Raw genomic sequence first — 14,327 nt, forward strand, 5'->3', positions numbered from 1 at the left:
AACCTACTGTTACCGGTTGCCCTGAATTTTAATCCTACCATCGATGATATCCTGTGTGGCCTGCTGAAGCTGCTGCATAACCGAGTCATCCACTAAGTGGCGTGTGTATCGCATTTCAGTCAAACCAACTCCTCCATTCTCCAGACTGTAGTGAATGATACCAGCTTCAAACCTGCCCTCAAATATTTTTGATATCTCGGTAAACGCAGAAAGATCCAATCTCTTCATCATACTTGTCAACACAAAGCCCTTCGCCATGTGATCCTGGTCTGCATCTACCCCGATAACCAGTTTTCTCTGCTGCAACGCAGCCTGGATAATTCCATTACCGGTAAGGCCGGCAACTGAAAATATTATATCAACACCTCGCTCATACATAGCCACAGCCAGCTCAAACCCGAGTGTCGGGCTATTAAAACCTGAATAATCTCCGTCAGGAGAGACAGTTACAACACTTACCTTCACATCAGAAGAGACACTTTTTGCTCCCTGAATATACCCATCTCGAAAACTCTGAATAACCGGCAAATCAACACCGCCAATAAACCCTATGTGCCCTGTATTCGTGATATGTGCTGCCAGCAGGCCGACAAGGTACGCCCCTTCCTCCTGAGCAAAAACAGTTGAGGCTACATTGGGTAAATTCTCTATGGGGTAGTCATTAACAAAAAAATATTTTTCAGGATATTTAGATGAATACTCTTGAATAAGTTGAGCAAATTGTGAACCATTGACTACGATTATATCGGCACCCTGCTTAATGAGGGCAATAAGAGAATTTTCATTAGATTCCGGCTTTCCTTCAGTTTCCTGAACAACAAGTTTAAATGTATATTTTTTCTGAGCTCTGCCAAGCCCGGCCAGTGTCATATCATTGAATGACTGATCTCCCAGGCCACCAGATCCTACAAGAAGACCAACGACCTGTATTTCTCTAGCACTTGAAACAGTAACAAGTGAAACCAGCAACACAGACGCTAATAATACAGATAGTACAATCCGAAAACGCTGCCTCCAGATTCTACTGTATGCAATTCTGTCGATATCCTGACAGGATTTTCTATAGATTTTAAAATACACAATATGACACATCATGATACCGCGGGAAAAATTTATACACATGTATCGAGCGTAACCCCGGTGCGGGTCAAGTGATGCTGACCGAACTATATATATCCCTCTGACGACTAGAGTATTTCTCTCATCCTATCTCAGCAAGGAACCTGAATGCAACTGAATACGCGATTTCACTTTACTGTACTGTCACTCATTCAGCATTATAATCATTAGACACAAATTTAGTTTTATCGTTTTTTATTAATTACTTACAATACATGCAACACCATAACCTACAACTAATGATGGTATGTTTTCATCCCTTTTGCAGAGCGTCAGGAATATGACGAGACAACTCATCAGAAGTAAAATTTATTGATTACTCCGGTTATAACCGAACGCTCTCTCTTCAATCCAATTTCAGGCTGTGAGTCTCCATTTGCTTCCTGCAAACCATTATTGCCGGTGCATAAAAAAACGGGGACTTCCGAACAAATTTTTCGAATTTCCCCAGCCAATTGATGACCTGTCATATCCGGCATGGTCAGATCAGCTATATCAAGAAGATACCTTTCCGGTGCCAGTATAAATCTATCGAATACCTGAACTGACGAACTGAAGGCTTAACACAGTGCGATTTCATGAAATACGTTGGGATATCGAAGTATTTTTCAATGCGCCATTATCAATTGTGAACGTCTGTAATAAAAAGATCTGCCCTATCACAGTCGCCAGTAAATGTGAGTTGATATGTTGCTCCGTCAACCACGGAATGCACCATAATATCGTGTGAATCACCTTCTGCTGTGGAGACTAGCCAGTCAGGGTGGTTAGTCCAGAACTGGTTATCAAACTTGGCAGTTTCAGATGCCGCAAGCGTTATGAGTTTTCGTTTGGTCACTGTACTATAGAGGTAGAGTTTATGGTGATCATTGCTGTTAACAGTTACATATTCGCCAAATGGAGATAACGACGCTGAACATCCACGTACTGCACTTTGCTCAGTGAAATCGGGTAAAGTATACACCTTTACCTTATACCCCCGTATTGTCTTTTCAGTAGCTGCGAGCAACTTTCCATCTTCGCTCATATCCAGTTCCATTAACCGCCCACCACTAGGAAGAATTGATTGCGTCAGACTATTAACCTCAACCCGTTTGAGCTTTCTGCCATCTGTATAAAGAACTGCTTTGCCATCAGCCGAAAAACAAAGAGCCTTGCCCTTTTGTACCTCTGCCAGGACTTTTTCGATATTTCCCGCCAATTTTATATGGACAATGTATTTCCCCCGGATACATGCAAAACTTTTCCCATCAGGAGACCAGCGCGGATATCTGCCTCCGGTAACCATTTTCGTTACTTCACCTGTAGCAAGATCAGTTAGATAAATGCCTTCCGACCGTTCATACAACAGCCTTCCTTTAACAGGCAATTGTTCAACTGTTTTAGCAGTACGGGTTGAAAGAAGAATCGTTCTAGCTTCTGTATTGCCTCCTCCTTCAGGAACCAATAGTATTCCAATTACTATGACACTTAAAAACCCTAAACAAAACTTCGGCCAGAAATGTCGCGACTCCAGTTGCTTTCTCATTGGTTCTCCTGCCGAAGAGTTAAAGAATGGCAGTAACAATATAATAAGGGCAATTCCACCAAGGCTATAGCCGTACACCTGAGTTATCAGGTGATGAGAGAGCGAGGTCAATATGGCAACTTTTTCTGGATATCCGAGTAATTGAAACACAAACGCCCACGCACCCTCATACACGCCGAACCCGGCAATTCCAGAGATTGGCAGACTACTTGCCAGTTCGGCACCGCACATCCCGGGGAAGACCTTAACAAAAGGAAAATCCTGCAAGCTGTAACCAAGCGGGATTACCAGACCAACCAGTAAGAAATACAGAGAGAGGTATTTGCATAGTCGCACTGCAACAGAAAGGGCCAGCACCTTCCAGTAAATACCCTGTGATCGTGATAAACGTAAATGTTCTTCAGTCTCCGTCAAAAAGCAGTTCAACTTCTCCCTAATCGTAAACGGAACCAAAGATATGTTATGTATACCTTGAGCCATCTTTCCGCACACATATGGCAGCAGATAAAGAATAGCAATACTGACTCCGGCAAGCAGTAAGCCAATCGCCACTAGTACAATGGCAGAACGCAAACCAAAACTTGCCACGACAACTGCCGGCAGCAAAATCAATGCAAGACCAATGATGTCGAAAAGAAACGAATAGGCAAAGCTGGAGATGGCTGGCCCCAGCGGAATATTCAAACGAGAACGAACAAGATACACATATATGAGGGTACCCAACCTTGCCGGTAGCAGGTCGGAGAAAAAGTTACGCACAAGATTGATTAAAAAGAGGGCAAGCACAGATGGATGATATCCTGATGCTCCGAGAAGCAGCTTGTATCTCCATGTCCGAAATACACTCATTGTAAAAGAGAAAAATACAAAGAGAATTATCCAGTCAAACGGAATGCGGCCGATCGCCTCTACTACCTCTCTAAGCGAAACTTTCGAGAAAAGGTAGATCAGAATTCCTGCAGAGACAATTATTGAGAAAATAGCAAACTGGAGTTGCCGTATCTTCATGTCATCGAATACACATCATAAATAAAGGTTTTATAACCATGCGTTTAACAGCCCACACACCTAACACATTACACAACCTTCGAGTATAATAAATACACCAGATATGACAATACATTGAATAGATTAGAGATGGTGAGCCTAGGAGGCTGTCCGACAATGGCCTTTTGCCCAAACTCTTCGGAATTTTCAAAAAACAATGCTCGCAATATCAAATATATGGCTGTGCTTATTTTTTGTAAATGTCTCGATTTTAACCAAAATTCCTATTCTCGGACAGCCTCCTATGAGGCTGTCCGAGAATAAGAATTTCGAAGTCTGCACTATCTTGCCAAAATCGAGACATTATCAAAAAACACGAACAGCCACGCAATTGATATTACCAGTATTATTTTTTTAGTATTCCGAAGACGTTTGAACCACCATTAAACCATCCAATATCTCCACTTTCGAATTTCCTCGTCTCCCTTTTTTTCGCCACTCTTCTTTTTACAAATATGTAAAAACAATCGACCATTTTGTCTAACACCAACACAAATGTATTCGATTATAAAAGAGATAATCAAATACCTACAATGTAATAGCCTGTTATTGCGGCTGTTATCAAAACAGCTGTGAGTTGGCACATTGCTTGCTCAACTATACACTGACTGACAACAATCGTAATGGACTGAAATTCCACATTATACGACAATTTATTGTCAGGCTGACATGATGATCAATCCCCCACACAGGGATATCGTATATGAAGCATCAGGTAGGAAATTGATGCCACCCATCAAGCTATAAAGGAGAGGTAAAATGGAACGTCGTGAGTTTTTAAAAAAGGCCGGACTTGGAGCTGCAGCAGCTGTAGCAGCAACAACTATTAAAGCCCCGTTCGTGCATGCATCGAAAAAGACCACTATCAAATGGCGCCTGCAAACATATGCAGGGCCAGCCCTGGCCGAACATGTCATTAAACCTCAGATTGATGCGTTTAATAAAGCTGCCAACGGCGAAATGGTCATTGAGCTCTACAACGCCGACCAGCTGGTACCTACCGGGGAGCTGTTCAGAGCAATGCAGCGAGGAACCATCGACGCAGTCCAGAGTGATGACGACTCCATCGCCGCACCTGTGGATTTATCCGTCTTTGGCGCCTATTTTCCTTTTGCCTCCCGATATTCACTCGATGTCCCTGTACTCTTTAACCACTATGGTCTCAAAGAGATCTGGGAAGAGGCATACAGTGAAGTAAAGGGTGTAACCTGGCTGAGCGCAGGCGCCTGGGATCCTTGTAACTTCGCTACAGTTGACCCGATCAGAAAACTTGCCGACCTCAAAGGAAAACGGATTTTCACCTTTCCTACCGGTGGTCGCTTCCTGAAGCGTTTTGGCGTCGTGCCTGTCACCCTGCCATGGGAAGATATCGAAGTTGCAATTCAGACCGGTGAACTCGATGGTATTGCCTGGTCCGGAATTACTGAAGATTACACCGTAGGCTGGGCCGATGTTACCAACTATTATCTGACGAACAACATTTCCGGTGCCTGGGCTGGTTCCTATTTTGCCAACTCCGACAAATGGGATGCCCTTCCTGAACACCTCAAAACACTCTTCAGACTCTCCATGGACAGCTCTCACTACTACCGTCAGCACTGGTACTGGTGGGGAGAGGCACATTACCGCACAACAGGCGGTAAGCTTGAGCTGACCTCTATCCCGGATGAAGAATGGAAATTGGTTGAGCTGGAAGCGCGTAAATACTGGGACGAAATTGCAGCAAAGAGTCCTCGTAATGCCAAGATTGTCGAGATCCTGAAGAAATACTCCGATACCATGGAAAAAGCCGGACGGCCTTACAGGTATGTCTAGTTTGTACAATGCACTACCCTGAACCTCTCTTAATTTAAGAGAGGTTCACCACAACTCTGGTCCACCGGTTCCGGGGGCTGTTGTCGACTGCCACGGCAACACATAGCCCCCGGAACACCTCACCACACACAATTCATTCAAAGAGAATGAGGGACTGCTTTGCCAAACGCGATAACAACATACGTGCGCTATGTCGACGCACTCAATAAAAAAGTCGGAAAATTTGCGATGTATCTGGTGTTTATGATGATGGCAATTCTGCTCTTTGCCTCAATATCACGCACCATTTTCAATGTCCCCCATCTCTGGGCTGTAGAAATGTCCCAGTTTACCATGGCCGCCTACTACATGCTCGGCGGGGGATTCTCACTCTATATTGGAGCCCATGTCCGCATGGATGTACTTTACGGACGCTGGACACCAAAGCAACGGGCCACAGTGGATACCTTTACTGTCCTCTGCCTGATTTTCTACCTCGTCGTACTTCTTGCAGGTGGTATTTCTAGTACCGCTTACTCGCTTGAATATGGCCAGAGAAACTATTCTGCCTGGGGGCCTCCCGTGGCACCGATCAAAATTATCATGGTCATAGGAATTGTACTTATGCTTTTGCAGTCTATTGCTACCTTTTTCAAAAATATCGCTGCAGCAAGAGGGGTTAAAATATCATGAGTTATGAAATGATTGCCCTTCTTATGTTTTCTACCCTGATGCTAATGCTACTCACCGGGCAGCGGGTATTTGGTGCCGTCGGGTTTGTCGCCGCCGCTGCATCCATGCTTCTCTGGGGGAATGGCGGCTATGAGATGCCGTTTAACGCCAGTATCGTACTACTCAACTGGTATCCGCTTCTTACCCTGCCGCTCTTTATCTATATGGGCTATATGCTCTCAGAATCCGGGATTGCAAGTGATCTCTACAAGATGTTCCATGTCTGGATGGGGCCACTCAACGGTGGTCTTGCAATAGGCACCATCTTCCTGATGGTGGCTATCTCGGCCATGAACGGACTGAGCGTTGCCGGTATGGCCATCGGAACCAGTATCGCTTTGCCGGAAATGCTTAAACGCGGCTATGACAAACGTATGGTTACCGGCGTTATCCAGGCTGGTAGTTCGCTTGGTATTATGGTTCCGCCAAGTATTGTTCTGGTACTCTACGGAATGATCGCCAGACAACCGGTAAGCCAGCTCTGGATGGCCGGAGTATTCCCGGGCTTACTGCTTGCCGCCATGTTTATGATATACATCGCTGTTCGTTGTAAAATACAGCCGGAGCTTGGTCCCAGCCTCCCTCCAGAAGAGAGAAATATGGAAAGAGGTGAAAAACTGCGTTTATTAGGCGCCGGCATTCTTCCTCTTGCCATTATCTTCTCGGTAACCGGCCTCTTTATTATGGGTGTTACCAGCCTTGTTGAGAGTTCAGCCGTTGGAGCAGCAACCGCAACTGTGGCTGCGCTGCTAAAAGGTCGCCTCAGCAAAAAAGTTATAGACGACACTCTACTCAAAACGCTGAGTGTCAGCTGTATGTTTATGTGGATCATCCTTGCAGCACTCTGTTTCGGCGCAGTATTTGACGGGCTTGGAGCCGTTCACGCCATCGAAGCGCTGTTTCTCGACACCTGGGGCCTCAGCCCTTGGGGTGTACTCATCATGATGCAGGTTTCCTATATCATCATGGGAATGTTCCTTGACGATACAGCTATGCTGGTCATTGTTGCACCGCTCTATATCCCGCTGGTCAAAGCACTTGGCTTCAACCCGATCTGGTACGGCGTCCTCTACACCGTAACCTGTCAGATCGCCTATATGACCCCGCCTTTTGGCTATAATCTGTTTTTGATGAAAGCCATGGCACCAAAAGATATTTCTCTTATAGATATCTACAGTTCTATCATACCGTTTGTTATAATCATGTGTATCGGATTGGGCGTTGTGATGATTTTCCCGGATATTGCTCTCTGGCTGCCTCAGACCTACTACGCCCGTTAATACACACAAAAATTATGAAAAGACGTATAAACCGATCACTATGGCTCATAATGGAGATTTCAAACGGATGAACCTCAAACACCTTCTTGCCAAAGCCACACCGCTTCGTTCCGGAGATGTGCTTGCAGGTATCGCCGCAGAAAATGAAGAGGAACGGGTCCTGGCCCAGATGGCTCTGGCTGAAGTGCCGCTGACCCGTTTCCTCGAAGAGTTTGTCATCCCATATGAGACCGATGAAGTTACCCGGCTCATAATTGATACCCATGACAAAGAAGCCTTTGCACCAATCAAAGGCTTCTCTGTTGGCGAGTTCCGTGACTGGCTGCTGACTGATGAGGTAGACACGGAAATACTTGCCCAGATTACCGACGGCATCACACCGGAGATGGCTGCAGCCGTCTCCAAACTTATGCGGGTACAGGACCTGATCCTTGTTGCCGCAAAATGTAGTGTTGTCACACGGTTTCGCAATACCATCGGGTTACCGGGTACATTTTCCGTACGTCTTCAACCCAATCACCCGACTGACGACCTCAAGGGCATAGCCGCCTCCACTCTTGACGGGCTCTGTTACGGCTGTGGCGATGCTGTTATAGGCATTAATCCGGCCACCGATAATGTGGATAACATAAACCGGATGCTGGACCTACTCAACTCCATCATCCAAACCAATGGGATACCAACTCAAAGTTGTGTCCTCACTCATGTTACCACAACCATGGAGGCGATTCGTCAGGGTGCACCTGTAGACCTCTGCTTCCAATCAATAGCGGGTTCTGAAAAAGCCAATGCAAGCTTTGGTGTTAACCTTAGCTTATTACAGGAAGCATATGAGGCTACCCTCTCACTCAATCGCGGATCAATAGGCAACAATGTGATGTACTTTGAGACAGGTCAGGGCAGTGCCCTTTCCGCCAACTGCCATCATGGTGTTGACCAGCAGACGCTTGAGGCTCGTGCCTACGCAGTGGCCAAAAAATTCAAGCCTCTGCTCGTTAATACGGTAGTCGGCTTTATCGGACCTGAATATCTGTATAACGGCAAACAAATCCAGCGCGCAGGCCTTGAAGACCACTTCTGTGGAAAACTGCTTGGCGTGCCGATGGGTGTTGATGTCTGCTACACAAATCACGCTGAGGCAGATCAGGATGATATGGATGTACTGCTTACCCTGCTTGGCACCGCAGGCTGTAACTTTATCATGGGGGTGCCTGGTGCAGATGACATCATGCTCAACTACCAGTCCACCTCATTTCATGATGCAGCCTATATACGCAAACTACTCGATCTAAAACCCGCTCCCGAATTCGAAACATGGCTGGAAAAACTGGCAATACATGACAATGGTCGTTTATTGCCTATCGAAAAGACCAACAGACTCCTTGCACTTACCGGAGAATGATCCAATGAACGAGAAGTTATTGCCAAACCAGATTATCACTCCCGATCCATGGTCAAATCTGAAAACATTTACCGAAGCTCGAATCGGGCTTGGCCGCTGCGGCACCAGCCTGCCGCTTTCAGAAAGCCTGAAATTCAAACTCGCCCACGCCAAGGCCCGTGATGCTGTACATAAGCCTGTCGACACAAAAACGCTCGTTGATGTACTTACAGCAGCGGAACTTGAAGTCCTGCAGCTTAACAGCTGTGTAACTGATAGAATGGAGTATCTTACACGTCCGGATAAAGGCAGGACTCTCAGTGATGAATCGTTATCGCTGTTAGCTCATCAACCAACAGTTTTTGATATCTCTATTATAATCTGTGACGGTTTATCTGCCCCGGCGATTGATCAAAGCGCAGCACAGGTGGTACTTGGCTTTACCAGAATCATTTCTCACACCTCGCTTACCTACGCCCCCATCTGCCTGGTGACAAACGGCAGAGTGGCGATAGGAGATCATATCGGCAGTCAACTCAAAGCAAAAATGACCGTCATGCTAATTGGTGAACGACCGGGTCTCAGCTCCCCCAACTCACTCGGCGCCTACCTCACCTATAATCCCCAAACCGGAACGACAGACGAAGCGCGTAATTGTATCTCAAATATTCGGCCTGGTGGATTAAGCAACGAAGAAGCGATGAGAAAGATTGCCTTCCTGGTGGAGAAAGGTTTACAGATGAGAGAAACAGGAGTTGGTCTAAAAGATACCATGTCTCATGATTACCTGCCTATGGCCAACCTGAGAATTACCTGAAGAGCTCCCCCCTCTAAAATTTGATTACTCCAGCCCGCAATACCTAACTTCTTTATGGACCACATACAAGCAAGGAGTATTCAGATTATATTTGGACGATAGAGGTATACTATTAGTAGACACTCAAACTTTCCAATTATTAGAGTACCACGCACAAACTGTTAGTCACTGTAAGGGATGAAGTTAGGCTCTTTTTGCGAAGAGTTTATCCGGCAACAAAAAAACAGTTTATGGCAGAAATACCACAATGGAGTGTGTCTTTATACATCCTGTTGAAAGTAAAACGGATTGCTCCCACCGGAATAGCATCTACAATCAGGGCGTTCACTCATATGCTATTGGTGCTCTAAATAGCTTACGGTTTACAATATGTCGAAACCACCAAACATCATGCCAGAGAGGCTACAAACACAGGTATTCACGCGACAACATAAATGTTTATCCGGAAGTAATACGTCGTAGTTCTATGCTGTTACCCTAATGAATTTCGAGCAGATGATATGTAGATATGAATCATTGAGCTTTGCAACAAACAGAACAAAAAAAGATAACCGTTAGAAAAAATTTGAGTGTATTTGTAGCAGGGCTCGTCGTCATGGAACAACAACAAACAACTACTCCGACAAATAGCCACCCATAATGGCGTGCTTTTTGCTTGTCAAAAAAATACAGAACATCTTAAATAGCTGGAAGTTAAATCAGAATACATAAATCCTTTTCAACAGGATTTATTTATTCTTGCGTAATTGAGTTCAAGATCATTTTTGAACAATGGGGGAAATATGAACCCGAGACAAGCAATTCGCATCCTGATGCTCAGCCCCTGTTACTGGTTACTGAACGTAGCAGCCAGAAGAAAATTGGTATCGGAATACTGTACCACCTACCGCAAAGTCATCAAAACAAAGCCAAAACGTAAGTAGTATTATCCTGAAATTGAAAAGATAATCGCCTCATGCCTCCTTCGGCAAATGTATTTCGCTGTCTGCAGCATTGCGCTTATCGACTTTGTCATAAATCGTTGCGACAACTGCAATTAAGATCAGACCTGCTCCGAGATAGCCAAGCAGGTTGAAATACTCTCCCAAAAAGACATATGCAGTTATTGCAGCAATTACCGGCTCAAGCGTGGCAACAATTGATGCTCTTCCCGCTTCTAAATGTTTGAGCCCGTTGTAATAGAGATAATTTGCTAAATATGTTGAAACTATCGATACGCTGACCAGTGCAACCCAGGCCAGCATCGTTTTATGACTGAATTCGACAAAAGGCAAAATTCCAAGTGCGCCAATGGGCAGGACATAGAGAAAAAGGTTGGCCGCAGAATACTTCTTCGAGAAATATTTACCCACCGTATAGTAAAGCGAATAACAAAACCCCGCAGTTAATCCAGACGCCAGTGCAATGAGGCCAAGCGATTCGCCGCTACTCACATTGCCACCGGATCGTGAAATCATAAAAACTCCGGAAATCACAAAAATCACGGCTAAGAGTTTAATTAAGGTTAACCGTTCTCGATAAATAAAATACGAACAGAGCACCACCCAGGCCGGTGCGGTATAAAGCAACACTGAAGCGAGCGCAGCACCTCCCGATTTCACCGCATACTGATAGGAGATATAGAAGAGAGAAATCCCAAACAGGGCGAACACTGTCAATAGCGGCAGATCTTTGAGATCAACCCGTGTTTGCCCAAACCTGACGGCCTGTGTTCCGAAGCAGATCCATGTGAGAACGGCCCGCCAGAAGGCAACCTCCATTGGTTGAATGCCCTGACTAAAAGCCAGACTCGAAAATATGCCGATAAGTCCCCAGCACGCCGCAGCCGATATGATAAAAAGGTATCCTGTAAACATTCGAATATGTTTACCAACAGAGAATAAAACTGCAAACGTATTTATGATCAGTCCATTACAAAAACACCATTGATTCCCCTGCGGATGATACCCTGCGTGAAGAAATCCAGATCAGATATGACATAGACCACAGATAGCAGCAGGGAGACTACAGGGAATTGCATCGGTGCTATCCAGCAATGCAACTGAAACCCTTGTTAAGTCAAACAAGGTTGCTGAAGCTACGGCTGACATGAACAAGAAGATGAATGATCTTGGCGAAGCAGCAAGTGCGATCAGCGCTGTTACTGAAACGATTACCGAGATTTCTGAGCAGACCAATCTGTTGGAGCTCAACGCCACTATCGAGGCGGCCAGAGCTGGATAAGCAGCTATATGCATACTATCGAAGTCTCACCTCGTTTTCTTGTCTGTAAACATTTTTTATAGCATAACAACAACATGAGACCGTCAGCCCAGACTTCGAGATAGTATCCGACAAGCCCGTTCTCAACGCTGACTTTTACCTCCACTCACTTAGATGTTAATGGCACAGCATAGAGGAAAATGACTTCTTAGCCACCGGCAATGGCTGGAAACAAAATCAAAACATCACCATTCGTTAGAACGGCATCGCTTTTTACGATTTTCTCATTAAGAGATATTGTACGGACCTTATCAACAGGCATCCCCAGTTGTAGAACCAACTGCTCTATTGTCGCATCTTCCTGCATCACAATATCACATGTGGGCTTATCTGTTGCGTAGGGTTTATATACTGCTAATGAAGCGAAAAGTTTAACAGAAATCGTGATAGTCATATGTGATTTATGGAGCTTGCGATCAACTATTGAAGATGACATGTACTTCAAATTGTGTGTGAAAAAATGTCATCTTCAAAGGCTGTGTTATCTGTTTTAGAATACACCGAGTGAGTCTACTGTATCCTGCTTAGGAACTCCATTCTGATCCCAGCCCCGCAGATCGTAATATCGATCCAGTGCGGCATCAAAATCGTGAGGGTACTTCCCGGCACGACTACCTTCTTCGCTTGGTTTAAAGATAATTGCTGGCAGCGTATCGTCTTTACGATCAATACCGTACGTAACATTTACCAACCGTTGCAGAGTAAAGATTCTTTCCGCTGTCTGCAACATATCATCCATCGTCCATTCCCAACCAGTGATGGCATTGACACTATCTAACAGAACGGTCATCGAATATCCGCCAAACAACATGAATTTGCAATGGCAAATGGCTTGAGTAAGGGTTCCGTAATCCTGATATTTGGCAGCAACAAACTCAGAATTTTCCATTTGAAAACGATCGACAATTTCGGTAACACCAGCTTCAGGCAGTAAAAAGCCTGCAGTGGCGACCTGTGGATTGCCGCGCTCGTGATGGGGACCTACACTTCCAGTTGCATAATTCAAGGCAAGCGAGAAATATGCACGAGGATCATGGGCTGGCAAATCCAATCCTTTTACGTGCGGCGCCAGCTCCAACGCCTTGTCACCAAGCTGCTTTGCAGCGGGAACAATTCCATCTGCAAACAGTTCGCCAAAGCCGGGTTTTCTATTACCAAGATCATGGATCAAAGCGATCATGTTCTCTTTGTCACCCCACTTAAGCTCTACCCCACCGATATCTGCCGGCTTGATATAACCGTTTTCCAGACAATCCATAGTGAATGCGAGGAATGAACCCATAGAAATACAATCAACGCCGTATCTGTTACAGAGGTCGTTCATATGGGACAGGGCTTTGACATCATCCATCAGACAACTGTTACCCAGCATTCCCAGAGATTCATATTCAGGCCCCGGGCCCTTCATCTTGTATGCTTCTGGTTCAGATATTTCAATGTCACGATGACAGCCAACTACGCAGTACGCGCAGCCATGGGGCTTTGCATTAAGTGTATCTGTATAATTGGGAGAGCCAAGCTTCTCTGCACCTTCAGGCCAATGTGCTTCACGCCAGTTCTTGGTTGGGGTGTCACCGTCCGCATCACAGCCAACCTCAACAAATGGTGTACCATGCAATCTCAACCAGTCTTTGGTGTTTTCGTGAACAGTTTTCCCTATATTCTTGTTGATCCCATTGAGTTTTTCCTGATCATGAACAGGGACATTCTGGCTGCCTTTGGTGACAACGGCTTTCAGGTTTTTGGAGCCCATTACCGCTCCGAGACCGCACCTTCCTGCAAAGCTGTGCTTGTCAACAACGATACAGGCAATAGCAACCGTATTTTCACCAGCCTGACCAATGGTGCATATACTGGCTTTTTCAAGTCCACTATCCTCTAGAATCTGATCTGAAGAATCAAAGGCATCCTGTCCCCAGTACTTTGCTGCATCACGAATTTCTATCGTGTTGTCGTGAATGAGTAGATATGACGGTGTGGCTGCTTTTCCCTGAATGATCAGTGCATCATAGCCGCTACGCTTTAAAGCAACTCCCCAACCGGCCCCAGCTGCACTTTCACCAAATATCCCGGTAACGGGTGATTTGGCAACAACGGTAAATTTTGCTGCCCCAGTTTGTCTGGCTGCCTGCAAAGGTCCTGTGGAGAAAATTAACCGATTTTCATCATCAAGCGCACCCACTTCCGGGCCAACTTCATCATAAAGTACTTTGGCTCCATAACCACCACCACCTAAGTAACGCTTCCATATTTCTTCTGGTACACGTTCTTCAGTAATCGTTCCAGATGTTAAATCAACGCGTAATACCTTTTCCCAAAAACCATTTCCCATTTTTTCATCTCCTATAGCTAATGTTGCCTGAATCT

10 protein-coding genes and 1 pseudogene are annotated in these 14,327 nt (G+C 45.3%); 6 read left to right on the forward strand and 5 right to left on the reverse strand.

Translation table 11 applies throughout. The features are described 5' to 3' along the window. Positions 1–9 precede the first annotated feature (9 nt). Together FCL46_RS15675 and FCL46_RS15680 are read right to left on the reverse strand one after the other, a co-directional pair. The gene (locus FCL46_RS15675) at positions 10–972 is read right to left on the reverse strand and encodes a BMP family lipoprotein (protein ID WP_176371609.1); all 963 of its coding nucleotides are present in this window, start codon (positions 970–972) and stop codon (positions 10–12) included. A gap of 769 nt (positions 973–1,741) precedes the next feature. Continuing rightward, entirely contained in the window at positions 1,742–3,655 is a 1,914-nt protein-coding gene (locus FCL46_RS15680; protein ID WP_136806683.1) for a lysylphosphatidylglycerol synthase transmembrane domain-containing protein, read from the reverse strand. 798 nt (positions 3,656–4,453) lie between these two features. Here FCL46_RS15680 and FCL46_RS15685 point away from each other — a divergent pair. The 5 genes from FCL46_RS15685 to eutC all read left to right on the forward strand — a co-directional run bounded on the left by FCL46_RS15685 (position 4,454) and on the right by eutC (position 9,698). Next, on the forward strand, positions 4,454–5,509 hold the full coding sequence (locus tag FCL46_RS15685) for a TRAP transporter substrate-binding protein (protein ID WP_136806682.1): 1,056 nt from the start codon (positions 4,454–4,456) through the stop codon (positions 5,507–5,509). Positions 5,510–5,668: 159 nt separating this feature from the next. Beyond that, on the forward strand, positions 5,669–6,181 hold the full coding sequence (locus FCL46_RS15690) for a TRAP transporter small permease subunit (RefSeq protein WP_217909450.1): 513 nt from the start codon (positions 5,669–5,671) through the stop codon (positions 6,179–6,181). Next, the gene (locus FCL46_RS15695) at positions 6,178–7,500 is read left to right on the forward strand and encodes a TRAP transporter large permease (RefSeq protein ID WP_136806681.1); all 1,323 of its coding nucleotides are present in this window, start codon (positions 6,178–6,180) and stop codon (positions 7,498–7,500) included. The genes FCL46_RS15690 and FCL46_RS15695 overlap by 4 nt, the downstream gene beginning before the upstream one ends. A gap of 67 nt (positions 7,501–7,567) precedes the next feature. Then, positions 7,568–8,902: an ethanolamine ammonia-lyase subunit EutB gene (locus FCL46_RS15700; RefSeq protein ID WP_267313630.1), complete on the forward strand. Its 1,335-nt coding sequence runs from the start codon at positions 7,568–7,570 to the stop codon at positions 8,900–8,902. Between the two features lie 4 nt (positions 8,903–8,906). Next, the gene (gene eutC, locus FCL46_RS15705) at positions 8,907–9,698 is read left to right on the forward strand and encodes an ethanolamine ammonia-lyase subunit EutC (RefSeq protein ID WP_136806679.1); all 792 of its coding nucleotides are present in this window, start codon (positions 8,907–8,909) and stop codon (positions 9,696–9,698) included. A 953-nt stretch (positions 9,699–10,651) separates the two neighbouring features. On the opposite strand, the gene FCL46_RS15710 is transcribed toward eutC, so the two are convergent. Continuing rightward, positions 10,652–11,554 (reverse strand): DMT family transporter, encoded by a 903-nt coding sequence (locus FCL46_RS15710; RefSeq protein WP_136806678.1) that lies wholly within the window; start codon positions 11,552–11,554, stop codon positions 10,652–10,654. 250 nt (positions 11,555–11,804) lie between these two features. Here FCL46_RS15710 and FCL46_RS15715 point away from each other — a divergent pair. After that, a pseudogene (locus FCL46_RS15715) lies at positions 11,805–11,918 on the forward strand (methyl-accepting chemotaxis protein); the annotation flags it as partial. 190 nt (positions 11,919–12,108) lie between these two features. On the opposite strand, the gene FCL46_RS15720 reads toward FCL46_RS15715, so the two are convergent. Further along, entirely contained in the window at positions 12,109–12,396 is a 288-nt protein-coding gene (locus tag FCL46_RS15720; RefSeq protein ID WP_136806677.1) for a MoaD/ThiS family protein, read from the reverse strand. A 54-nt stretch (positions 12,397–12,450) separates the two neighbouring features. Beyond that, positions 12,451–14,292, reverse strand: coding sequence for an aldehyde ferredoxin oxidoreductase family protein (locus FCL46_RS15725; RefSeq protein WP_167505825.1), 1,842 nt, complete (start codon positions 14,290–14,292; stop codon positions 12,451–12,453). Positions 14,293–14,327 lie beyond the last annotated feature (35 nt).

Source organism: Desulfosediminicola flagellatus, from assembly GCF_005116655.2.
Taxonomy (GTDB): domain Bacteria; phylum Desulfobacterota; class Desulfobulbia; order Desulfobulbales; family Desulfocapsaceae; genus Desulfopila; species Desulfopila flagellata.

Excerpts from the sequence above, each read along its gene's own strand:
- FCL46_RS15680 (WP_136806683.1), bottom strand. The coding sequence starts at position 3,655 with ATGAAGATACGGCAACTCCAGTTTGCTATTTTCTCAATAATTGTCTCT.
- FCL46_RS15685 (WP_136806682.1), top strand. The coding sequence starts at position 4,454 with ATGGAACGTCGTGAGTTTTTAAAAAAGGCCGGACTTGGAGCTGCAGCA.
- FCL46_RS15695 (WP_136806681.1), top strand. The coding sequence starts at position 6,178 with ATGAGTTATGAAATGATTGCCCTTCTTATGTTTTCTACCCTGATGCTA.
- FCL46_RS15700 (WP_267313630.1), top strand. The coding sequence starts at position 7,568 with ATGAACCTCAAACACCTTCTTGCCAAAGCCACACCGCTTCGTTCCGGA.
- eutC (WP_136806679.1), top strand. The coding sequence starts at position 8,907 with ATGAACGAGAAGTTATTGCCAAACCAGATTATCACTCCCGATCCATGG.
- FCL46_RS15710 (WP_136806678.1), bottom strand. The coding sequence starts at position 11,554 with ATGTTTACAGGATACCTTTTTATCATATCGGCTGCGGCGTGCTGGGGA.
- FCL46_RS15720 (WP_136806677.1), bottom strand. The coding sequence starts at position 12,396 with ATGTCATCTTCAATAGTTGATCGCAAGCTCCATAAATCACATATGACT.
- FCL46_RS15725 (WP_167505825.1), bottom strand. The coding sequence starts at position 14,292 with ATGGGAAATGGTTTTTGGGAAAAGGTATTACGCGTTGATTTAACATCT.